The organism is Orbaceae bacterium lpD01 (assembly GCA_036251705.1).
Classification (GTDB): domain Bacteria; phylum Pseudomonadota; class Gammaproteobacteria; order Enterobacterales; family Orbaceae; genus Utexia; species Utexia brackfieldae.
Genome location: CP133959.1, coordinates 1,774,892 through 1,798,794, shown reverse-complemented (window position 1 = coordinate 1,798,794; position 23,903 = coordinate 1,774,892). Strand labels below are relative to the sequence as shown.

19 protein-coding genes are annotated in these 23,903 nt (G+C 39.2%); 16 read left to right on the top strand and 3 right to left on the bottom strand.

Annotation, left to right across the window (positions count from 1 at the left end; genetic code table 11):
• Positions 1-735 precede the first annotated feature (735 nt).
• Positions 736-2,637: an ATP-dependent DNA helicase gene (locus RHO15_08035; protein ID WVD64989.1), complete on the top strand. Its 1,902-nt coding sequence runs from the start codon at positions 736-738 to the stop codon at positions 2,635-2,637.
• Between the two features lie 48 nt (positions 2,638-2,685).
• On the top strand, positions 2,686-3,375 hold the full coding sequence (gene tsaB / locus RHO15_08030; protein WVD63423.1) for a tRNA (adenosine(37)-N6)-threonylcarbamoyltransferase complex dimerization subunit type 1 TsaB: 690 nt from the start codon (positions 2,686-2,688) through the stop codon (positions 3,373-3,375).
• A 73-nt stretch (positions 3,376-3,448) separates the two neighbouring features.
• Here the strand turns inward: tsaB and RHO15_08025 are convergent, their stop codons facing one another.
• On the bottom strand, positions 3,449-3,721 hold the full coding sequence (locus RHO15_08025) for a GrxA family glutaredoxin (protein ID WVD63422.1): 273 nt from the start codon (positions 3,719-3,721) through the stop codon (positions 3,449-3,451).
• Between the two features lie 129 nt (positions 3,722-3,850).
• Positions 3,851-4,249, bottom strand: a complete 399-nt coding sequence (locus RHO15_08020) for a GNAT family N-acetyltransferase (protein WVD63421.1) — start codon at positions 4,247-4,249, stop codon at positions 3,851-3,853.
• 464 nt (positions 4,250-4,713) lie between these two features.
• Here RHO15_08020 and rnz point away from each other — a divergent pair, with 464 nt between their 5' ends.
• The 12 genes from rnz (at position 4,714) to RHO15_07960 (ending at position 20,666) form a co-directional block, all read left to right on the top strand.
• The gene (gene rnz, locus RHO15_08015) at positions 4,714-5,631 is read left to right on the top strand and encodes a ribonuclease Z (GenBank protein WVD63420.1); all 918 of its coding nucleotides are present in this window, start codon (positions 4,714-4,716) and stop codon (positions 5,629-5,631) included.
• Positions 5,632-5,802: 171 nt separating this feature from the next.
• A complete protein-coding gene (locus tag RHO15_08010) occupies positions 5,803-6,207 on the top strand; it encodes a NirD/YgiW/YdeI family stress tolerance protein (GenBank protein ID WVD63419.1) in 405 nt (134 codons plus the stop codon).
• 583 nt (positions 6,208-6,790) lie between these two features.
• Complete coding sequence (gene ilvG / locus RHO15_08005) at positions 6,791-8,443, top strand: acetolactate synthase 2 catalytic subunit (GenBank protein ID WVD64988.1); 1,653 nt, start codon at positions 6,791-6,793, stop codon at positions 8,441-8,443.
• A 15-nt stretch (positions 8,444-8,458) separates the two neighbouring features.
• Complete coding sequence (gene ilvM, locus RHO15_08000; GenBank protein WVD63418.1) at positions 8,459-8,704, top strand: acetolactate synthase 2 small subunit; 246 nt, start codon at positions 8,459-8,461, stop codon at positions 8,702-8,704.
• Between the two features lie 63 nt (positions 8,705-8,767).
• The gene (locus RHO15_07995; GenBank protein WVD63417.1) at positions 8,768-9,697 is read left to right on the top strand and encodes a branched-chain amino acid transaminase; all 930 of its coding nucleotides are present in this window, start codon (positions 8,768-8,770) and stop codon (positions 9,695-9,697) included.
• 115 nt (positions 9,698-9,812) lie between these two features.
• Complete coding sequence (ilvD, locus tag RHO15_07990) at positions 9,813-11,663, top strand: dihydroxy-acid dehydratase (GenBank protein WVD63416.1); 1,851 nt, start codon at positions 9,813-9,815, stop codon at positions 11,661-11,663.
• Between the two features lie 22 nt (positions 11,664-11,685).
• Positions 11,686-13,194: a threonine ammonia-lyase, biosynthetic gene (gene ilvA, locus RHO15_07985; GenBank protein WVD64987.1), complete on the top strand. Its 1,509-nt coding sequence runs from the start codon at positions 11,686-11,688 to the stop codon at positions 13,192-13,194.
• 554 nt (positions 13,195-13,748) lie between these two features.
• Positions 13,749-14,729 (top strand): mannose/fructose/sorbose PTS transporter subunit IIA, encoded by a 981-nt coding sequence (locus tag RHO15_07980; protein WVD63415.1) that lies wholly within the window; start codon positions 13,749-13,751, stop codon positions 14,727-14,729.
• A 24-nt stretch (positions 14,730-14,753) separates the two neighbouring features.
• The gene (locus tag RHO15_07975) at positions 14,754-15,554 is read left to right on the top strand and encodes a PTS mannose/fructose/sorbose transporter subunit IIC (protein WVD63414.1); all 801 of its coding nucleotides are present in this window, start codon (positions 14,754-14,756) and stop codon (positions 15,552-15,554) included.
• Between the two features lie 17 nt (positions 15,555-15,571).
• Positions 15,572-16,483, top strand: coding sequence for a PTS system mannose/fructose/sorbose family transporter subunit IID (locus tag RHO15_07970; protein ID WVD63413.1), 912 nt, complete (start codon positions 15,572-15,574; stop codon positions 16,481-16,483).
• A 101-nt stretch (positions 16,484-16,584) separates the two neighbouring features.
• Positions 16,585-16,977, top strand: a complete 393-nt coding sequence (locus RHO15_07965; protein WVD63412.1) for a DUF956 family protein — start codon at positions 16,585-16,587, stop codon at positions 16,975-16,977.
• A 563-nt stretch (positions 16,978-17,540) separates the two neighbouring features.
• The gene (locus tag RHO15_07960) at positions 17,541-20,666 is read left to right on the top strand and encodes an autotransporter outer membrane beta-barrel domain-containing protein (protein ID WVD63411.1); all 3,126 of its coding nucleotides are present in this window, start codon (positions 17,541-17,543) and stop codon (positions 20,664-20,666) included.
• 149 nt (positions 20,667-20,815) lie between these two features.
• On the opposite strand, the gene fbp is transcribed toward RHO15_07960, so the two are convergent.
• Complete coding sequence (gene fbp, locus RHO15_07955; protein WVD63410.1) at positions 20,816-21,817, bottom strand: class 1 fructose-bisphosphatase; 1,002 nt, start codon at positions 21,815-21,817, stop codon at positions 20,816-20,818.
• A gap of 153 nt (positions 21,818-21,970) precedes the next feature.
• On the opposite strand from fbp, the gene RHO15_07950 reads away from it, so the two are divergent.
• Positions 21,971-22,720 (top strand): Nif3-like dinuclear metal center hexameric protein, encoded by a 750-nt coding sequence (locus RHO15_07950; protein ID WVD63409.1) that lies wholly within the window; start codon positions 21,971-21,973, stop codon positions 22,718-22,720.
• Positions 22,721-23,012: 292 nt separating this feature from the next.
• Positions 23,013-23,891, top strand: a complete 879-nt coding sequence (gene dapA / locus RHO15_07945; protein WVD63408.1) for a 4-hydroxy-tetrahydrodipicolinate synthase — start codon at positions 23,013-23,015, stop codon at positions 23,889-23,891.
• The last annotated feature ends 12 nt before the right edge of the window (positions 23,892-23,903 follow it).

The following is a 23,903-nucleotide window of genomic DNA, read 5'->3' as shown; positions in this document are numbered from 1 at the left end:
AAAGCAACCATATTTCCGATAATCTTTAATATTAATGAACCGATTACCTTTGGTTTTGGTATTGTGCTTAATCCCATTATGTTTATTCCATTTATTTTGGTTCCGATACTCAGTAGTATCTTAGTTTCTAGTTCTATCTCAATTGGCTTTATGGCACCATTCACTGGTGTTATGTTGTCCGGGTATTCTTTCTGGATTCCTGGTAGCTGGCTGGCAAGGGGCATTGATTCAAGTCATTATTCTCTGTATTTCAGTTGTGGGTTACTATCCATTTTTCAGGAAAATGGATGCAATTGCATAAGCTAAAGAGCAACAGAATCAATGAGCGACGACCGAATAAATGAATCAATTGAATTCATTATGTTACTTATTTTGTTAATAAACATTATGGTTAAATATCCTGAATGTTAAAGTGGCTTGTGTAAATAGACAAATTGAAAGTGTTCGTCTATGTTAAATAAGGTTTGATATCGATTAATATCAATAATAAATACGCGTTGTATCGATTTTATATCAGTTTTATCTATAAAAAATAATACTGTCGCTGTGTAGAAAAGATTGCGTGCGCTCTTTATACTTAATTTTTTCTACACAAATAAAAACTTTTATCTCGGTATATAGGGCTTAATTAATGATTGATAGGCTGATGCCATTTTCTCCTCATCTTCAACACAATATTCTGATAGAATACTTGGACCTATTGAGATGATTAAAAGATGAGTTTTTATTATTGTGATGGATGATTTTGCGCCAGATGGTCTCCTTGCTAAGGCGATAAAGGGGTTTAAGGCGCGTGAGCCACAACAGATGATGGCTCGGGCTGTAACCCAAGCCATTGAACATAAACAACAATTGGTTGTAGAGGCCGGTACCGGTACGGGTAAAACCTTTGCTTATCTAGTGCCGGCACTTCGTAGTGATAAAAAAGTCATCATTTCGACAGGTTCCAAAAATTTACAAGATCAGCTTTATACCAAAGATTTGCCTTTAATTAAAAAAGCACTAGACTATACTGGAAAAATAGCCTTGTTAAAAGGGCGCAGTAACTATTTATGTTTAGAGCGACTTTCTCATCAGTATGCTGCAGCTGGCGAACTCAGTCCTGCTTTGCGTGAAGATTTATCGAAAACAAAATGCTGGTCGTTGAAAACGACTGATGGTGATATCAGTAAGTGTAGTACGGTAAATGAAGATAGCCCAATTTGGTCAATTTTAACCAGTACCAATGATAACTGTTTGGGCAGTGAATGTGCGAATTATGAGGATTGCTATGTAGTTAAAGCCCGCCGTCGCGCGATGAATGCTGACATTGTGGTGGTTAATCATCATCTCTTTTTAGCCGATGTAGTGGTAAAAGAGACCGGTTTTGGCGAGTTGATCCCACAAGCCGATGTGATGATTTTTGATGAAGCCCATCAGATCCCCGATTTAGCTTGTCAATATTTTGGCATGCAGCTCTCCAGTCGACAGCTATTTGATTTAGCCAAAGAGATTATGCTCTGTTATCGCACTGAAGTTAAAGATATGTCACAGCTACAAAAGTGTGCAGATAAGTTAACCAAAAGCATTCAGGATTTGCGGTTAGCCATTGGTGAAAGTGGCTTCAAAGGTAATTTGCGTGATTTAGTGCAGCGGGATAAAGTCAAAACCAGTTTAGCGTTAATATTTGATGCTCTGGCTTTTTGTCATGAGGTATTACAACTTGCGTTAGGGCGAAGTGCCGTACTGGATAATTGTTTGGAAAGGATTAATGAGTATGATATTTTGCTCAAACGTCTGTTACAAGTTAATGAAGCGGGATTTAGCTATTGGTATGAGTGTAGCAGTTACCATTTTACCTTAGCCTTGACGCCATTATCAGTCAGCGACAAGTTTAGTGAGTTGTTAACGGAGCGCAAAAGTAGTTGGATCTTCACCTCTGCCACCTTATCGGTTGATCAAAATCTCGATTATTTTACTGACAGACTTGGATTGGATAAAGCTCAGCCGCTGTTATTAGTCAGTCCGTTTGATTATGAAAATCAGACCTTACTATGCGTGCCTCGCTATATTCCGTCACCAAATGAAAAAAATAGTGCCGCTAAATTAGCCGAGATCTTACTGCCGGTGATTGAGGCAAATCAGGGGCGCTGTTTTTGTTTATGTACCTCTTATGCGATGATGAATAGCCTGGCACAAGAGTTTAAGCAGAGCTCACTTTTACCTGTATTAGTTCAAGGTGAAACCAGTAAAACGAAATTACTTGAGCAGTTTATTGAAAAAGGCAATGCGATACTGGTTGCAACAAGTAGTTTCTGGGAAGGTATTGATGTACGTGGCGATGCGTTATCCTGTGTTATTATTGATAAATTACCTTTCAGTTCGCCAGATGAGCCTTTAATGAAGGCGCGTATGGAAGACTGTATTTTACGTGGTGAAGATCCATTTACTCAAGTGCAGATTCCTGAGGCGGTTATAACCTTAAAGCAGGGAGTAGGGCGCCTGATTCGCGATCATCATGATCGCGGTGTAATTATTATTTGTGATAATCGTTTAGTGATGAGGCCTTATGGTGCAACATTTATTAATAGTTTGCCTCCATCGCCCCGTACTCGAGATATGCATAAGGTGATTGATTTTCTTCAAATGAAAAAATAATGGGTACCATTTTATTAAGTCGTGTTGTTTTAGATTCATGAGGTCGTTATGGCATTAACAATTTTAGCGTTGGATACGTCAACGGAGGCGTGTTCAGTTGCATTACTGAAAGGTACGCAAATCACGGCGGAATTTATCGTTTCGCAAAGAGAACATACTAAGCGCATACTACCGATGGTGGATCAGATTTTAGCGACGGCTCAGTGCCAGTTAACCGAGCTTGATGCGATTGCATTTGGTTGTGGTCCGGGCAGTTTTACGGGCGTGAGAATCGGCATTGGTATCGCTCAAGGTCTTGCTCTGGGTGCAGATAAACCACTATTAGCGGTTTCGACATTAGCCACTTTAGCACAAGGCGCTTATCGTTTAACGCGAGCTAAAAATGTGGTTGCCGCCATCGATGCCAGAATGAATGAGGTCTATTTAGGGCAATATGAACTCATGGCTGACGATGATTGGGTTTGTCTACAAGAGAAAGTGATAAAACCTGAACAGGTTGCCTCGGCGATTAAACCTTTTTCGGGTTCTCGACAAACATTTTTTGCGGGGACTGGCTGGCAAACCTATCCCGATATGTTGCCAGATTTATCTGATAGTGGTCTGTTACTGCCACATGCACAAGATATGTTACCACTGGCGAAAAGAATGTGGCATAATGGCGAGATTACCCCTATTGCCGAGGTTGAACCAACCTACTTGAGAAATGAAGTAACCTGGAAAAAGTTACCCGGCAGGTAATCACCCGGCAGGTAATCGGTCAATACATCAATAAAAAGGAACATCGGTTCCTTTTTATTGCTAAGAGAAAGCATTAATCTTGCTGTTGAAAAAGGCCTAAATGTTCTTTTGCATAAGCTTCAAAATCAGTGCATCCACCAATTGGTTTCTCATCAATGAAAATTTGTGGCACAGTTTCTACTGGTTTGCCGACGCTTTTTGATAAGTCTTCTTTAGTGATACCTTCTGCTTGAATATCAACATATCGATATGAAAAATCATCACGATCTTGAGACAATTTTTCAGCTAATTCTTTTGCTCTTACACAGTAAGGACATCCTGGACGTCCAAAAATAACAGCGTACATTAAACACCTCTATTGGTTATAAAACTAATTGTTACTATACTTATCTTTCCAAGAAAGAAAAGCTGTTAATTATATTTATTTTAATTGATATTTTCTATAGATTTTGTTCCTGTGACCGAGATCATACTTTTAAGCTGTCGTCATGATCCATTCGGTTTCATCGGTATAAGGACAAATTTGTTCGGTTAATTTATTAAATCCTTGTTTTAAATAAAAATTTATAGCCTGACGATTTTTTGCATAAACAGTTAATTGTAACCGTGGTTTCTGCTTTAATACATCACTCAATAGTGCTTGTCCAACGCCTGAGTGCCAATAACTGGGATGAACAAAAAGTGCGGCAATGGTATTTGGATTGGTTGTTGCGGCAAAACCAACGATTTGCTCGTTATATGTAGCCAGATAAATATCCGATTGTGATAAGTACTTCTCACACAGATTAGCGTATTGTTGATGCCAAAAATGCGCAGGAATAAAATCATGTGCGATCAGTGATGCTGCTAGCCAAATATCAGCACAGGATGTCATTATGCGTCGATCGTTTGATTTGATGATGTTAACAAACATTGTTTTACATTTAGTCAATCAATTTAAATTGACTCTTTTCACTATTATAAAAAAGTGATGTTCGGCCAGCTGATTACATAATAATTGTTTATCAATATCATAGTAACGAACCAGATCATCCAACGAGCGAAATTTATCACGTAGTTGCATATTTACAATACTTAACAGGATAGGCTTATCCATGTTATTGAAGTGTCTGAGTGGCATTGCTAGTGACTCCATTGATTGATTATTGGCCGTAAATCTAGTATTAGTGGCGGAATCTAGCACTATTCTTATATGTGTCGATATTTTTTACAACATTCATTGCTGATTTGTTATACGATGATCATAATCTGTTATTATTATCGTCAAAACAGCGTTGATTATTGATGTTTTCCATTTATTCAGCAACTGTTATTTATCGAGTTAAGGAGTATTAACTTATGGAGTTAGTCTTTTTAGGCACCAGTGCCGGTAAACCTACCTCAGATCGTAATGTGACCAGTATTGTATTGAACTTAATGCCGGAGAGAAAAACCATCTGGTTATTTGATTGCGGTGAGGCAACTCAACATCAGTTAATGAAAACAGACTTAAGATTAGCGAAATTGGAGATAATCTTTATTACGCATTTACATGGTGACCATCTATTTGGTTTACCAGGTATTTTAACCAGCCGCTCGTTAATGATGAATATGTCACCAGTCAAGCTAATTGGCCCTAAAGGTATTAAACGTTTTGTTGAAACCGTTACTGAAGTGAGTGATTCGATACTCAGTTACCCACTTGAAATTATTGAATTAGAGGATGAGGGCGTGGTATTTGAAGATGCAACATTTAAGGTTGTGGCTCGTAAACTTGAACATCGAATTGTTTGTTACGGTTATCGGATTATGCAGAAAGATGAGACGATGCGTTTAAATATACCGAAGCTGCAAGCCGATAATATACCTGTAGCGTACTATCCATTAGTCAAAAATGGTGATGTTATTGAGCTTGCCGATAAACGTCTCATCAATGCCAAAGACTATCTTGAGCCGCCAATTAAAGGCAAAATTGTGACTATTTTGGGGGATACATTACCTTGTGATGCGACAATTGCATTAGCCAGAGATGCAGATGTGTTAGTTCATGAAGCAACACAGGGTGCCGATTTAGTTGAAAAGGCCAATATGCGTGGACATTCAACGACTGTACAAGCGGCTGAAATAGCCCAAAAAAGTCAAGTTAATCATCTTATTTTAACCCATATTAGTCCGCGTTATCCTTTATGGCAAAGTCGAAAATTATTAAAAGAGGCTCAAGCTGTTTTTGCTCATACCGATATTGCTAAAGATTTGGCGATTTTCCCAGTAAATTGATACCGATATGGTCAGTGATCTCATGTTTACGGCTAACTAAAAACTAAAAATAATTTTATGGCTAAAATGAATTTATTAATATTTTTTTAATATTTGATCTATTAAATAGATAGCAGATGTAGCGAGTTATTGATGGTTGTTCTTAATAATCGATTTTAAAGGAGATATAAAATGAAAAAAACGGTAATTTTAGCCACAGCATTGAGTCTTTTTATCTCAGGTGCAGCATTAGCCAATACCCAAGATAAAGAAGGGACTAAAACTGAACATACTACTTGTACAGCAAAAAACCATAAATGCGGCAATCACCAAGCTATTACAGCAACTACCGCTGAAGGCGTACAAAAACTAGCAAAAGATACCAGAGTGAAATTAAGCGGTTATATTATTAAGTCTGAAAGTGAAAATAAATATCAGTTCAAAGATGATACCGGTACGCTTACTGTGAATATCGATCGCCATAATTGGGGCTCTTTAAGCATGAATCCTGAAGAGAAAGTTGAAATCTACGGTAAAGTTGAAAAGAAAGCAGATTCAGTGATTGTTGATGTTAAACGAATTGCTAAAGAAAAATAAGTGATTTTGCTGATAATGAAGAAAGGGCCTTTGGCCCTTTTCTTTTTTAGTCATTTGGTTGTATCAAGGTTAACTGACCGAATTTTTTTTGCCAATCTTGTTCATATTTGTTGATAGCGGCATTGACTGCTGGTGATAGTTTACAGTGTATTGGTGATAAAAGCAGAAAATAGACGAGTTATATGATGTACAGTGAATATGACTATAAGCATCGCCAGAACAGCTCAAAAAGCGCTATTTTGATGGCTATTTTTAACTGAGTGTTAAGGCCTTCGGACAAGTATAAAATCGTGCCGATAAAAAAATTTAAAAAAAAGTTTGCACTTTATGAAAAAACGGGTATTTTTAATACAGCACTAAATTATTTATTTACAGGAAAATAACAATTTATGAATCCAATTTTTAGCGTACTCGTCCTCATTATTATTAGCGTGGTGGTCATTATTCCATCGCGGGGGCGTTGCTTGGGTTCGATAATGTAAATATACCCAGATTAGCAAGAAAACCCCCGCAAAGTAAGCGGGGGTTTTTTTTTGGTTAAAATCTTTATCAGATAACAGTAATTATAACGAGGGAATGGATGATGACAGGCGCGCAGTGGATTGTACAAGCATTAAAAGATCATGGTGTAAATATTGTTTTTGGTTATCCTGGTGGTCAGATTATGCCGCTTTATGATGCATTATATGATGTTGAACTTGAACATGTACTTTGTCGTCATGAACAAGGTGCCGCAATGGCTGCAATTGGTTATGCGCGTGCAACGGGACAAACGAGCGTCTGTATTGCCACATCTGGTCCTGGTGCGACCAATTTATTAACCGGGCTTGCAGATGCACTCATCGATTCAGTGCCTGTTGTGGCAATAACCGGCCAAGTACCCACTGGATTGATTGGCACAGATGCTTTTCAAGAGATTGATGTACTAGGAATGTCCTTAGCTTGTACCAAGCACAGCTTTTTAGTTGATTCGCTAGAGAGCTTGCCAGATATCATTGAAGAGGCTTTTCATATCGCAAGCTCAGGAAGACCCGGTCCAGTGCTAATCGATATACCTAAAGATATTCAAATAGCTCATGCCAATTTTTCTCAGTTTCTCAGCTCATCTTATCCAACATTTTCATTACCTTCTGTTAACCAACAAGATATCGATAAAGCCAAAATGATGTTATCCCACGCTAAAAAGCCCATACTTTATGTAGGTGGTGGGGTTGGAATGGCCGATGCGGTCAATGAGTTACGCAGCTTCGTACAAACTACAGGTCTCCCCTGTGTTGCGACGTTAAAAGGGCTCGGTTCTGTCGATTATCGAGATCCGCTCTATTTAGGTTTATTAGGGATGCATGGCTCAAAAGCCGCTAATTTATCCGTGCAAGAGAGTGATTTATTGATTGCTGTTGGCGTACGTTTTGATGACAGGGTTACTGGTAAGTTAAATGAGTTTGCCAGTCAGGCCAAAGTGATTCATATTGATGTAGATCCGGCTGAAATTAATAAATTAAAACAGGCCCATTTAGCCGTAACGGGCGATTTGAAACAGGTTTTACCCCTATTAGCTCAATCCTTAAATATTACCTCATGGCAGACACATGTCAAACAGTTAGATCTTGATTTTCCGGTACGTTACGATCATCCTGGTGAAGCGATTTATGCTCCTTTGTTACTCAAACAGTTATCTGCATTAAAAAATGATAATACCGTGATAACGACGGACGTAGGACAGCATCAAATGTGGACGGCGCAACATATGCGCTTTAGTCATCCTATGAATTTTATTACCTCAAGCGGTCTGGGCACGATGGGCTTTGGGCTCCCTGCGGCGATTGGCGCACAATTAGCCAGACCTGATGATTGTGTGATCTGCGTTTCCGGCGACGGCTCCTTTATGATGAATATTCAAGAGCTGACCACCATAAAACGCAAACAGCTGCCGGTTAAAATTGTGCTGATTGATAACCAGCGGTTAGGAATGGTGAGACAGTGGCAGCAGCTCTTTTTTGCGGCCCGATATAGTGAAACCAACCTATCAGATAATCCTGATTTTTTAGTCTTAGCCAGTGCCTTTGATATTCCAGGAGAACGCATTACCCAAAAATCAGAAGTGATGCCGGCATTAGAAAAAATGTTGACTCATGCTGGTCCTTATTTACTGCATGTGAGTATCGACGAAATGGAAAATGTCTGGCCATTAGTGCCACCAGGCGCATCAAATGAAAAGATGCTTGAGCGTATTTAATTATAAGGATAATAGATGATGAATAACAGCAAGTTAACGATTTCAGCTTACTATCGTTTAGGTATTTTAGAACGAATATTGCGGGTTATCCGCCATCGTGGTGCGCATGTTGTCACCATGGATATGCAAGTCTTAGAAAATAATATGCTGGGTATGAATATTACGGTGCAGAGTGAAAGAGCAATCACGTTAGTGGCGAATCAATTACAAAAACTGATTGATGTAACCGATGTGCAAGTTGAGTCATTGAGCCAAGCATAAAACGAGACACAATAAGATACAAACAATGAATCATAAAAATTAATTTAACGATGAGAGGATAAAATGGCTACAACAGCAAAATCGGAATATATATGGTTTAATAATGAAATGACGCCTTGGGCTGAGGCAAAAGTTCATGTTATGTCTCATGCGCTCCATTATGGGTCATCGGTATTTGAAGGGATACGTTGTTATGATTCCTATAAAGGCCCGGTGATATTTCGCCATCGTGAGCACATGCAGCGATTACATGATTCCGCTAAAATTTATCGTATGCCCATCGCTTATTCGGTCGATGAATTAATGACTGCGACACGTCAGACGCTATCAAAAAATAATTTGAAAAGTGCCTATATTCGTCCTTTAGTTTTTATCGGTGATATTGGAATGGGTGTTAATCCGCCTGCCGGTTATCAGACCGATGTCATGATTGCCGCATTTCCATGGGGTGCCTATTTAGGTGAAGAAGCACTCGAGCTAGGTATTAATGCGATGGTTTCTTCATGGAATCGCGCTGCGCCAAATACAATTCCGACTGCTGCAAAAGCTGGTGGTAATTATCTCTCGTCTTTACTGATTGGTAGCGAAGCGCGTCGTCATGGTTATCAGGAAGGTATTGCCCTTGATGTACATGGTTATGTGTCAGAAGGTGCCGGTGAGAATATTTTTATCGTTAAAAATCAGGTGCTTTATACACCAACTTTAACGTCAGCGGCACTACCTGGTATTACGCGCGATGCGATTTTAACCTTAGCCAAAGATCTCGGTATTACGATTTGCGAGCAGACACTTTCCCGAGAATCACTCTATTTAGCTGATGAAGTCTTTATGACCGGTACTGCCGCTGAAATCACGCCTGTGCGGAGTATTGATGGGATTGAGATAGGTATTGGTCGCTGTGGCCCAACAACTAAACGAATTCAACAGGCATTTTTTGGTCTGTTTAATGGCCAAACACAAGATAAATATGGGTGGTTAGATCCGGTAAAATAAGTTATGGTTGACTTTATCTAAGAATGAATATCTAAAAAGTAAATAAATTGACAATATATTAATAACCTAGATTATTATCAACAAGATAATAACGTGATTAACTTGGGAGCATACTATGCCTAAATATCGTTCTGCAACATCGGTCGAAGGCCGTAATATGGCGGGCGCTCGTTCATTATGGCGAGCAACTGGCGTTAAAAATGAAGATTTTGGCAAACCGATTATTGCGGTCGTCAACTCATTTACACAATTTGTACCAGGTCATGTGCATTTAAAAGATATCGGTCAGCTGGTTGCCAAACAGATTGAGGCGGCCGGCGGTATTGCCAAAGAGTTCAATACCATTGCTGTTGATGATGGTATTGCAATGGGGCATGGCGGTATGCTTTATTCACTGCCTTCACGTGAATTGATCGCCGACTCTGTGGAGTATATGGTGAATGCACACTGCGTCGATGCCATGATCTGTATCTCAAACTGTGACAAAATTACGCCCGGTATGTTAATGGCCGCATTACGCTTAAATATCCCGGCTATTTTTGTTTCAGGTGGGCCAATGGAAGCGGGAAAAACCAAATTATCCGATCAGATCATTAAGCTTGATTTAATTGATGCGATGATTCAAGGGGCTAATCCGAATGTATCTGATGAAGATAGTCAACAAATAGAAGAGGCCGCTTGCCCAACATGTGGTTCATGTTCAGGCATGTTTACGGCTAACTCAATGAACTGTCTAGCTGAAGCACTCGGTTTAGCACTACCGGGCAATGGCTCATTAGTGGCTACTCATCAACAACGTGAAAAACTATTTCTTGATGCAGCAAAACATATTGTTGAGATAACCAAGCAGTATTATGAAAAAGATAATGATGCCGTGCTTCCACGTAATGTGGCCAGTAAAGCTGCTTATGAAAATGCCATGGCATTAGATATTGCGATGGGTGGCTCAACCAATACCGTATTACATCTGCTGGCAACGGCGCAAGAGGGTGAAGTTGATTTTAATATGACCGATATTGATCGTCTGTCACGTAAAATTCCCCATTTATGTAAAGTTGCCCCGAGTACGCAGCAGTATCATATGGAAGATGTACACCGCGCGGGCGGGGTGATTGCTATTTTAGCCGAGCTGGATCGTGCCGGTTTAATTAATCGCAATGTTAAAAATGTGCTAGGTTATAGTTTACCTGAGATGTTTGCTCAATACGATATTATGCAAACAACAGATGCGGATGTGAAAAAAATGTATCAGGCAGGTCCCGCTGGCATTCGTACCACGAAAGCATTCTCACAAGATTGTTATTGGGATTCGCTTGATACTGATCGCCAAGCAGGTTGTATTCGGGATAAAGCGCATGCTTATAGCCAAGATGGTGGGCTTGCTGCTTTATATGGCAATATTGCGCTTGATGGTGCGATTGTCAAAACAGCGGGAGTCAGTGCTGAAAATTTAGTGTTTACCGGTCCTGCTAAAGTTTATGAGAGCCAGGAAGAGGCCGTTGACGCTATTTTAGGTGGCCGAGTGGTCGCTGGCGATGTGGTGGTCATTCGTTATGAGGGACCGAAAGGTGGACCGGGTATGCAAGAGATGCTTTATCCAACCAGTTACTTAAAATCGATGGGACTGGGTAAAGCGTGCGCACTCATCACTGATGGACGTTTTTCTGGCGGAACCTCAGGACTATCAATTGGTCATGTCTCGCCTGAAGCAGCGAATGGTGGCGTTATCGGTTTAGTGCGAGATGGTGATATTATCAATATTGATATACCTAATCGTAAAATGGAGTTACAAGTCGCTGAACCGGAACTGGAAAGGCGACGTGTGGCTGAGTTAGCACTTGGGGATAAAGCATGGACACCAAAACATCGTCAACGTCAGGTATCTTATGCACTGCGCGCCTATGCCAGTTTAGCTACCAGCGCAGATAAAGGTGCGGTAAGAGATAAAAGTAAATTAGGTGGTTAATGTGAAAACAGACAAGACCAAAATGACCGGGGCTGATTATCTCAAAGCTTCACTTTGTGCGCCAGTGTACGATGTGGCGGTGGTGACTCCGCTTGAGGTCATGGAAAAAATGTCACACCGTTTGCATAATCAAATTTTAGTCAAACGTGAAGACAGGCAGCTGGTACATAGCTTCAAAATTCGTGGCGCCCAAGCCATGATTGCCAATTTAAATGAGCGCGAGCGTAACAATGGTGTGATTGCAGCTTCGGCTGGCAATCACGCGCAGGGCGTTGCACTTTCCGCCACTAAACTCGGTATTAATTCGTTAATTGTGATGCCTCTGACAACCCCTGATATCAAAGTAGAGGCGGTTCGGGCCTTTGGAGGAGAAGTACTGCTCTACGGTACTAATTTTGATGAGGCAAAAACCAAAGCCATCGCATTGGCTAAAGAGCAAAACAGAACGTTTATCCCACCATTTGATCATCCTCTGGTGATTGCCGGGCAAGGCAGCGTGGCGATGGAAATTTTGCAGCAAAATGCGAAAGTCGATCGTATTTTTGTCCCGGTTGGTGGAGGGGGATTGGCAGCTGGTATCGCTGCTTTAATCAAACAAATTATGCCATCGATTAAAGTTATCGCCGTTGAGGCAAAAGATTCGGCTTGCTTGAAAGCGGCACTTGATGCAGGTCATCCGGTTGATTTAAACCGGGTTGGTTCATTTGCTGAAGGTGTGGCGGTGAAAAGAATTGGTGATGAAACCTTTCGATTATGTCAGCAGTATCTCGATGATATTATTCTTGTTGATAGTGATGAAATTTGCGCTGCGGTTAAAGATCTGTTTGATGATGTGCGCGCCGTTGCTGAACCTTCTGGCGCGCTAGCTTTAGCCGGTTTGAAAAAATATGTTGAACAGCATAATATTTGTGATGAAAAACTGATCCATATTTTATCCGGTGCGAATATGAATTTTCATAATTTACGCTATGTATCAGAACGCTGTGAACTCGGTGAAAAACGAGAAGCACTATTTGCTGTGACGATTCCTGAAGAAAAAGGTAGTTTTCTCAAGTTTTGTCAATTACTTGGCGGCCGTAGTGTAACCGAATTTAACTATCGTTATCATGATCAAAATAGTGCATGTATTTTTGTCGGGATCAGATTATCTGGTCTGGAAAATGATAAACAGGATATTATTCAAGAATTAATCGCAGGGGGTTATCAGGTTGTTGACCTTTCCGATGATGAGATGGCTAAACTCCATGTTCGTTACATGATCGGCGGTAAGCCATGTCAGCCGATATCCGAGCGTATTTATAGTTTTGAATTTCCAGAATCACCAGGTGCGCTACTGAAATTCTTAGACACATTAGGCACAAATTGGAATATATCCTTATTCCATTACCGTAGCCATGGTACTGATTATGGGCGTGTCTTAGCGGGTTTTGAATTATTGAAATCAGATAATAATTTTATTCATCATTTAGCCGAGCTCGGCTATGACTATCATGATGAAACCGATAATTTGTCTTTAAAGTTTTTTTTATAACCACAGTCAGTGATTCGTCTCATATTTATGATAGGCTGAGTCTTGATGGGATTTAATGTTATTTTTTACTGAGACTTTTCGATATAAGTCTCTGCTTGATTAAATGGCAATCTTCACTGTTTTGTGTGTTTGCACTCAATAATGGCCTTATTTTGATAAAGCATGAGACTTCATCATCCGGGTTTCTATAGCGGAAAATTTGACTTTAACAACTTAGTAAAATCTAGACAGATTGAAATGAAAATTTTTAACTGATGAAAATAGATAATAAATGACTTATCAATATCTTACCGCTCATGATTGATGATAGCCAAAGCTCGAGATCTTTCAGCCTATACTTCTGTCAACATTCACTGCACATCAAATTAAAGTACTTTCTTTTCCGCTTTACAATTAAATCTTTTGTTAAAATTGTAGTATATCTCACAATTATACTTATTTTATTTTTTAAATCAGTGACGCATAAGTTTTTATGCTGTATTGTTGCTTCTTTCATCACTTTTATTACTTTTATTACTTTTGTTATGGTAAAACCAAAAATAGGAGGTAATTAAATGGTCGGTATTATCCTTGCATCTCATGGTGAGTTTGCTTCAGGAATACTACAATCTGGCGGTATGGTGTTTGGTGAGCAGGAAAATGTAACAGCAGTCACCTTGCATCCCAGCGAGAGCCCTGATGATCTGAAAATGAAAATGCAAGCTGCCATTGCTATATTTAAAAATCAAGAACAAATATTATTTTTGGTTGATTTATGGGGAGGAACGCCGTTTAATCAAGCCAATAACCTGTGTAGCGAGCATCAAGATAACTGGGTTATCGTATCTGGTTTGAATTTACCGATGTTGATTGAGGCCTATGCGTGTCGATTATCCTCGACATCTGCAAAAGAGATCGCACAACAGATTTTACAGCCCGCCAGAGAGGGCATCAATAGCAATGTTACTTATCAATCTGAAGCCCCAAAAACACTCAATACTCTCCGTCCTGATCATATATCTGAAGCCAACGCTGTGGGTGATGGCCACATAAAAATTGTACTGGCAAGAATTGATTCTCGCCTGCTCCATGGTCAGGTCGCGACAGCCTGGACTAAGGCAACCAATCCCAATCGAATTATTGTCGTTTCTGATTCCGTAGCCCACGACGAACTGCGCAAAAAATTAATCAAAGAGGCTTCACCACCCGGTGTGAAAGCCAATGTGGTACCAATCAGTAAGATTATTGAGGTCGCCAAAGATCTACGTTTTGGTCATACTAAGGCATTATTGCTGTTTGAAAATCCGCAAGATGTACTGCGTGCCGTCGAAGGCGGTCTAGCTATTACTGACGTTAATATTGGTTCGATGGCGCACTCTGTTGGTAAAGTGGTGGTGAATAAAGCCATTTCTTTAAACGAAGCTGACATTGCGGCTTTTGAGCAACTGAAGCAAAAAGAGATTAAGTTTGATGTGCGTAAAGTGCCCAATGATTCTCAAGATAATTTTGATGAATTATTAAACAAAGCACGCACAGAGTTAGCTGAAAAAAAATAATTGGATTAATAGAAGAGGTATAGTATGGATCTATCTATCATTGCTATGGTTTTAATCATCGCCGTCGCTTTTTTAGCGGGCATCGAAGGTGTTTTAGATCAATTTCAGTTTCATCAACCCCTTGTTGCTTGTACCTTAATTGGACTAGTGACGGGTAATCTAGAGTCTTGTATTATTCTGGGCGGGACCTTACAAATGATTGCATTAGGCTGGGCTAATATCGGCGCCGCTATTGCACCAGATGCTGCACTTGCTTCGGTTGCCTCCGCCATTATTTTAGTCTTGGGTGGACAAGGGACTGCTGGCGTCTCAACTGCCATCGCGGTGGCAATTCCATTAGCGGTTGCCGGCTTGTTTTTAACGATGATCGTGCGTACGCTGGCTGTTCCTATCGTTCATATGATGGATACTGCTGCTGCAGAAGGAAACATCGTTAAAATTGAATTTTTGCAAATTTTTGCTATCTGTCTACAAGGACTGCGAATTGCTATTCCAGCGGCGGCACTATTATTCATTCCAGCAGAAATAGTGCAGGCAGGACTGAATTCAATGCCAGAGTGGTTGACAGCAGGTATGGCAATTGGTGGTGGTATGGTGGTTGCAGTGGGTTATGCAATGGTGATTAATATGATGGCGACTCGGGAAGTCTGGCCATTTTTCATTATTGGTTTTGTGGTAGCAGCCATTTCACAATTGACCTTGATTGCATTGGGTGCTTTAGGTTTTGCGTTAGCGCTGATTTATTTAAATCTTTCCGAACGGGGCGGCTCATCAAATGGCAGTAATATGGGCGATCCATTAGATGATATTTTAAATGATTACTAAGAACGGGAGGATTTAAAATGAATCAAAAAATTAAGTTAACTAAAGCAGATAGACTATCCGTTGCGTGGCGTTCTACCTTCTTACAAGGTTCTTGGAATTACGAGCGTATGCAAAATGGCGGCTGGACCTATGCCATGATCCCGGCCATCAAAAAATTGTATAAAACCAAAGAAGACCGTTCTGCTGCACTAAAACGCCATCTTGAGTTTTTTAATACGCATCCCTATATGGTTTCGCCCATTTTAGGGGTGACTTTAGTGCTTGAAGAAGAGCGTGCTAATGGTGCGGCAGTAGACGATGCTGCTATTCAGGGGGGGAAAATTGGTATGATGGGGCCTTTAGCTGGTGTGGGCGATCCTGTCTTCTGGTTTACACTCCGCCCAATGTTAGGCGCGCTTGGTGCATCGTTAGCGATGAGCGGTAACATTATGGGGCCTATTTTATTCTTTGCAGTATGGAATATTATCCGCTGGTGCTTTATGTGGTATACACAGGAATTTGGTTATCGCTCGGGATCTAAAATTACCGATAACCTTTCTGGTGGTTTATTACAAAAAATTACTAAAGGGGCATCGATTCTCGGCATGTTTGTCTTGGCCGCATTGGTGCAGCGATGGGTCTCAATTCACTTTAAGCCGATCATTTCAACTGTAAAACTGGACAATGGCGCATTTATTGACTGGACTGCATTACCACCAGGTAATCATGCTATTCAACAAGCCCTTATACAAATGCAAAATGGTTTATCCTTAACCCAAGAGAAAGTCACCACTTTACAAAGTAACTTAGATCAGCTGATTCCGGGGCTAGTACCGCTGTTATTAACCTTTTTATGTATGTGGCTACTCAAACGAAAAGTATCACCGATCTTAATTATTGTGGGTTTATTCGTCATTGGTATTGTGGGTCATGTATTAGGTATTTTATAGTTTAATCATATTTTTATACAAACAAGGCTGATCTTTAAATCTATTTTTTATCTGATTATCGGTAAAAAATGGATTTTTAGTCCAGAATAAGATAGTTAATTATGAAAAATGGTCTGTTATATATGGTTCAATCACTGAATACAAAAATTGATCTGGCGATTAAGGGTACTGCATTTATGGGCATACTCAACTATGGCAATATCATGATAGGTGATAGGGCATTTGAGTTTTATGATTTGCGTGACAATCGTAAATATATTCAAATTCCATGGCAAGAGATTCATTATGTCATGGCTTCGGTGATGTTGGGTGGTCGATGGATCCCCCGTTATTCTATTCAAACTAAATCCGGTGCTATTTTTACTTTTTCCTCAAAAGATCCGAAAAAAGTATTACGAACAATACGTCTTTATATTGAGGGTGACAAAATGGTTCGTTCGCTTGGGTTCTGGGATAGGGTTAAACGACGGTTTGGATTTAAAGATAACCAATAACAATCCAGTCTTTACTCGCCTTTATTTTAATGAAAGTAATTTTTGTGTAGCAAATATTTGTGTGCTGTCAAAAAGGATAATCTCATCTCAGAAAAATCATCCAGTCAGTACTTAACATCGATTAAATTATCTTTTTTATAATCAATCTTATGACTTGTATCTGTTTTTATAAGATATTTTTATCTATTAAAAAATAGGATGAATGAACTATTTAGGGTATGTTTTTGCTGTTCGATATTAACTAAATTTAGACATCCTATCGCTTTTCAATTTTCCGAAACATTAGCTCAGATTTTTTCAAGATAGCGGTACACATTTTATATGCCTTATGTTCTATTCTCGATATTTATCAATTATCACACAATAATTTAATAATAATTTACAATTATTTATTAAATATTTAATTTATAATCATTTATTTGCTCATCACACTTAAAAACGTATAATAAAGATGGCATTAATTGATATTTATTATATATGAAATAGAGTGAAAACATCGTTATTAGCGTACCAGTAAATTTAAAGTAGTGCAGCATGGCAGCAGTCATTTACAAGGAAGAAAAATGAAATCTTGTCAATTTTATCACAGCAATACCTTTTCCCAATTTAACAAAAATAAAAACAGTCCAATTCCTAGCCAAGCGAAATATAAATTAAGTCTTTTGATAGCCTGTTTAGTCACTTATGCTACTTTTTCATCAGAGGCCTCTGCCTATTCAGGTAGTGTCATCAATGGGCAACATGAACAGGATTTGACGATTTCTGATGGTGGAATACAAATGGTCAAATCAGGTGGCGAAACAACGAATATTACGATTGATAACGGTGCTCAGCAACTTGATGGTGGTACCGCTAATAATACGATAATTAATTCGGGGGGAATACAAAACATTCTGTTCGGTATTGCTAATAATGCAATTATTAATTCAGGCGGTGTTCAGTCTGTCAATAACTCAAGTATTGCCAATGGTTCTGAAATTTATAGTGGCGGAGTCGTTAATGTTAATCAGACTGCGCATATCGATGGCGCAAAAGTTTATGAGAATGGTAATCTTTTTGTCAATAACCGAAGTGATGCGAAAAATATTGCCATTAATGGCGGCACTGTTACGGTCAAGGGAAATAGTTCAATTGAAAATGCTTTTATAAATAGTGGCGGCGTTCTTACTGTAGATCGTGGTGCAACAAGTCAATATGTGACGGTTAATGAGAATAGTCAATTTTATGCTAATGGTGAAGTCGATCAAACAACGATTGAAGGTGGGACACAGACAGTTGCTGGTATCGCGAATAATACAAAAATAAATTCGGGCACACAAATTGTTAATCAAGGTGGTATTGCGGATATCACCACCATTTTGGGTGGTACTCAATCAGTGAATGGTACGGCGACTAACACAGTAATAAAAGCCGGTGAACAGACGGTGAATGTTGGCGGCAAGGCTAATATAACGATGATTATGAACCAAGGAACACAAATTGTGAATGGTACCGCTTCAAATACCACAATAAGTTCAGGTACCCAGACGGTCAATATTGGCGGTCATGCAGATTTGACGACGATTTCAGGTGGGGAACAAACCGTTAATGGTAATGCAAGTAGTACTAAGATAAAGTCAGGTACACAGACGATCAATATTGGCGGAGTAGCTGACAATACTACCATTATGGGTGGATCACAGATTGTGAGTGGTTCTGCAACAAATACTATCATCAATTCAGGCTCGCAAACAGTCAATGTAACAGGTTCGACTGATGGCACAACGATTGTAGGTGGTACGCAAGTGGTGAACGGTAATGCCAATAATACGACGATTAACGGTGGTGAGCAAATTCTCCATGGTAACGCGACCAATACAATAATTAATAGTGGCTCACAAACGGTAAATACTGGTGCAAATGCCGATAAAACGACAATTGCGGGGGGGACGCAAGTTGTTGAGGGTAATGCAACAAATACGACGATTAATAATGGTGTACAACTAGTCAACGCGAATGGCACTGTGAGTAATTCCGTTGTTAATCAAAATGGTGCGCTGCGGGTTTTTGGAAATGCTTTAGATAGCATTGTGAATCAAACCGGTGTTCTGCGTGTTTATAACGGTGCAATCATCAGGGATACGTCGGCCTATAATAACGGCTTTATTTTATTGGAAAACGGTGCTCAATCATTGGGTTCTTTGTCTATTTATGAGAATGCGCGAGTTGTATTGGTTGCAGGAAGAAATACGACCGGACAGGCTGATAGTGCTGCTTATGTTGAAGATGTTAATCTGTATAACGGTGGTCTTTTAGCGATAGCACCGAGTACAAATTTACCTGATCAAGCTTATGCCACTGTTGGTAATATTAATAATGCTGGTGTGATTCGTTTCTCTACTGAACCCAAAATATTTCAACCGCATACTTTAATGGTACAGGGCAATTATACGGGCAATGGCGGTTTTATTCATTTTAATGGGGTATTAGGAAGTGATGATTCACCGATCGACAAGTTAGTGATTAAGGGCAATACCACCGGAACAAGTTATGTGACAGTGAATAATGTAGGTGGACTTGGCGATAACACCGTAAAAGGTATTAATCTCATTACCGTCGATGGCGAGTCAAATGGAAAATTTATACAAAGTGGGGCAATACAGATTGGCGCCTATGAATATAATTTAGTTCGAAGCCCACTTAATAATAACAATTGGGTATTGCGAAGTAAGCATGCTAATGATGGTAATCAAGTTTTGGTGCCTGATGCTGGTGTTTATTTAGCTAATCTGTATGTCGCGAATAGTATTTTTAATACGCGTTTGCATGATAGATTAGGAGAAACGTATTATACTGACATATTAACTAATGAAAAGAAGGTAACCAGCATGTGGCTACGGACTAAATATGGTTATTCTAAATTTAGTGCCGGGCAATCCCAACTAAAAATTAAAAATGATTGGAATATGACTCAATTAGGTGGCGATATAGCAACTTGGACTGATAATTTACAACGATTTCATTTAGGTCTAATGGGTGGTTATATCTATAGTTCAAATTTATCCATATCAGATGAAACTGATTATCGATCAACCGCTAAACTCAATGGGTTCAGTTATGGTATTTATGGTACCTGGTATAGCGCACCAACTCAAGGTTGGTATGTTGATACTTGGGCACAGTGGAATAGTTTTAAAGCGACTGTGCATTCTAATATTATTTCTAGTCAGTATCGTTTAAAAGGAATCAGTGCCTCACTAGAGTCAGGTTATACCTTTCATGTTGGGGAAATCGGTAATTATAATTTGTTTCTTGAACCGCAAGTACAAGGTATTTGGCAGGGCACAAAACCACGCGATCTTAAACAGAGCAATGGTGCCCGAATATCGAGTTCCCATGATAATCTGCTCACGCGTTTAGGGCTAAGAACTGAATTGCGGACTTTGCCGTCGATGAGCGCATTGAATAATCAATCTGGACAACTATTTTTTGAAGTAAACTGGTTATATAACTCTAAACTACCCACAGTTACATTTAATGAAGAAACAGATGTTAAACAAGATGGTGGGCGTAATATTACCGAATTAAAAACCGGTGTCGAAGGATATATTACACCAAACACTAATGTTTGGTTTAATCTCTCTGGCCAGTTTGGCGATAGTAGCTTTAGAAATTCCTCAATTTTATTGGGCGTAAAATATAGCTATTGAGACACATTATCACTTTTCAAGCACAATAATGAGATGTCTGTGAAGCGCCATCTCATTATTGATAGTCTGTTTTTATGAACTAAAACGCAAGCGAATGCTGGTGCTTTCTTAACCAATAATTTTATCTATCTGATTATCATATAAAACGATCACTGTGAGTCTTTTTGCATAAACTGTTCGCTGTCGTTGACCATCTGTGTTACACCAACAAAAAACGGCGAACGTTGATGTAATTCGCTAGGCAAAATATCTAATATTCGTTGATAACCATCACTTGCTTTACCACCAGCTTGCTCTGCTAAAAAAGCAATCGGATTACATTCATAAAGTAAGCGTAATTTACCGTTGGGGTATTGTGCGGTTTGAGGATAAATATAAATACCGCCTTTTAATAAATTACGATGGAAATCAGAGACCAGTGAACCGATATAGCGTGAAGTATATGGACGATTCGTTTTTTGATCTTCTTGTTGACAATATTTAATATACTGTTTTACGCCAACCGGAAATTTGGAATAAAATCCTTCATTGATTGAGTAAATGTTGCCTTTTTCAGGAAATTTAACGCTTTCGTGAGATAAGCAAAATACGCCAATCGAAGGGTCATAAGTAAAAGCATGAACACCACAACCTGTTGAGTAAACTAACATGGTTGACGAGCCATAAATAATATAACCGGCGGCAACTTGTTTATGTCCTGGTTGTAAAAAATCGGACTCCTGAATCGGTTGGCCGACAGGAGTAACGCGCTGATAAATAGAAAAAATAGTACCTACCGATACATTTACATCAATATTAGATGAACCATCCAAAGGATCCATCAACACCACATATTTACCATGATGTGATTTTTGATTATCAAAAATCACTAATTTATCTTCTTCTTCAGAGGCAATACCAGCGACTACGCCTCGAGCTTCTAGTGCTGCTTTGAGAGTTTCATTCGCAAACACATCTAATTTCATTTGCATTTCACCCTGAATATTCGATATGCCACTGGTACCTGTAATATCCACTAATCCTGCTTTATTGATATCTCTATTGATTATTTTGGCCCCTAATTTTATTGCTGAAAGTAGCGCTGACAGTTCACCTGTCGCATGTGGAAATTCATGCTGCTTTTCAATAATAAATTCACCTAACGTTTTCATGATGGATCCTAATTGTTATTGATGTATAAAAAACAATGTTCCTAGATATACTATAAATAATAGGTACAATCAATTAAAACATGCGGTAATTTAAGAAATTCCGATGTTATAATAGTAGTCATCGCCAAATCCACAAAAAATAGAGAAAGTAATATGTTAATCAATGAGTTGGAAGCGTTACTAGATAGAACGTTAGAGTCCTCGTTATATCAGGATTACGCCCCTAATGGTTTACAAGTTTTTGGTCAGGATAAAGTGGGTAAGATAGTGACTGGCGTCACTGCCTGCCAACGACTGCTTGATGAAGCGGTCGCGTTAAAAGCAAATACTATCATTGTTCATCATGGCTATTTTTGGAAGAGTGAGCCTGTGACCATCACTGGTATCAAACAGCGCCGCATCAAAACGTTACTGGTGAATAATATTAATCTGCTCAGTTATCATTTACCGTTAGATGGACATCCACTATTAGGTAACAATGCACAAATTGCTCAGTTGTTAGAGATCAATATGATGCCGCGTATAGATAAGCGTGATTTGCTATTTAAAGGCACATTAAAAACGCCTGCAACCGGATTTGAATTACAGCAAAAAATGCAAAAACAATTTGGCCGAGAAATTCTCCATTGCGGCGATAATGCGCCAGCAGTGATTAAATCAATTGCCTGGTGTAGTGGTGGGGGACAAGATTATATCGAACAAGCAGCAGAACTTGGTTTTGATGCCTTTTTAACGGGTGAAGTCTCAGAAAGAACAATTCATATTGCACGTGAATATGGTCTACATTTTTATGCTGCAGGGCATCATGCCACTGAGCGTTATGGCATCAAAGCATTGAGTGAGTGGCTGGCCGCTGAATATAATTTGGATATTACTTTTATTGATATAGATAATCCAGCCTAGTACTGGATTATTGATGATGAAAAATTCAGGATTGATTCGCACATCTTACTTGAAGTGATCGTTATAGTGATAATTTTTACTGATGACCTAAGGCGGTTAATTGGATCATATAGCCTGATGTTATGCAGGTAAAAATTTCAGCAATTATCCATTTTAATTATATGTTTTTCACGGTTATAAATTGTTCATATCTTAATGAAATTAGCGACAGTTGAAGTTGAATTTACTAGGGAAATATCGCATACTGCATAGCGTTATCTTATTTCGCATAATCTATGATGAGAGGTTTCTTATGTTTACTGGTAGTATTGTTGCAATTATCACACCAATGACGAATGACGGTAATATCGATAAAGTAAGTCTTAAGAAATTAGTTAATTATCATCTGAAAAGTGGCACCTCAGGTATTGTTGCGGTTGGTACCACAGGCGAGTCGGCTACTCTAGATCACCATGAACATATTGAGGTGATTAAATTAGTCCTTGAGTATGCTGATGGCCGTATTCCAGTGATTGCGGGTACGGGAGCAAACTCAACCACTGAAGCAATCAATCTCACGAAACAAGTCGAAAATTTAGGTGTTAAGGGATGTTTGACCGTCACACCATACTATAACAAACCCACCCAAGAGGGTTTGTATCAACATTTTAAAGTCATTGCAGAAAATACTGAATTACCTCAGATTTTATATAATGTACCCGGCAGAACCGGTTGTGATATGAAGCCTGACACGGTTGCCAGACTAGCGAGTATCAAAAATATTGTCGGTTTAAAAGATGCCACCGGTGATCTCAGTCGCGTATATACCACTCGGCGGTTAGTCGGTGATGATTTTATTTTACTCAGTGGCGATGATGTCACTTTTTTAGAATTTTTATTGCTAGGTGGTAATGGTGTTATTTCCGTTACGGCAAATATTGCTGCCGCGCAAATGGCAAACATTTGTCAGCTGGCTTTTGATGGTAAAGGTGAACAAGCTCGTCGATTGAATGATGATCTGGTTAGTTTACATAATCATCTATTTATTGAGTCAAATCCGATTCCGGTAAAATGGGCATGTCAGCGTTTAGGCCTGATTGCAGAAGGTAAATTGCGATTACCGATGACGGTTTTGACAGAAAATTCTCAATCTATAGTTGAAAAAGCCTTAAAACTAGCTAAACTGATCTAATTATTTAAAACA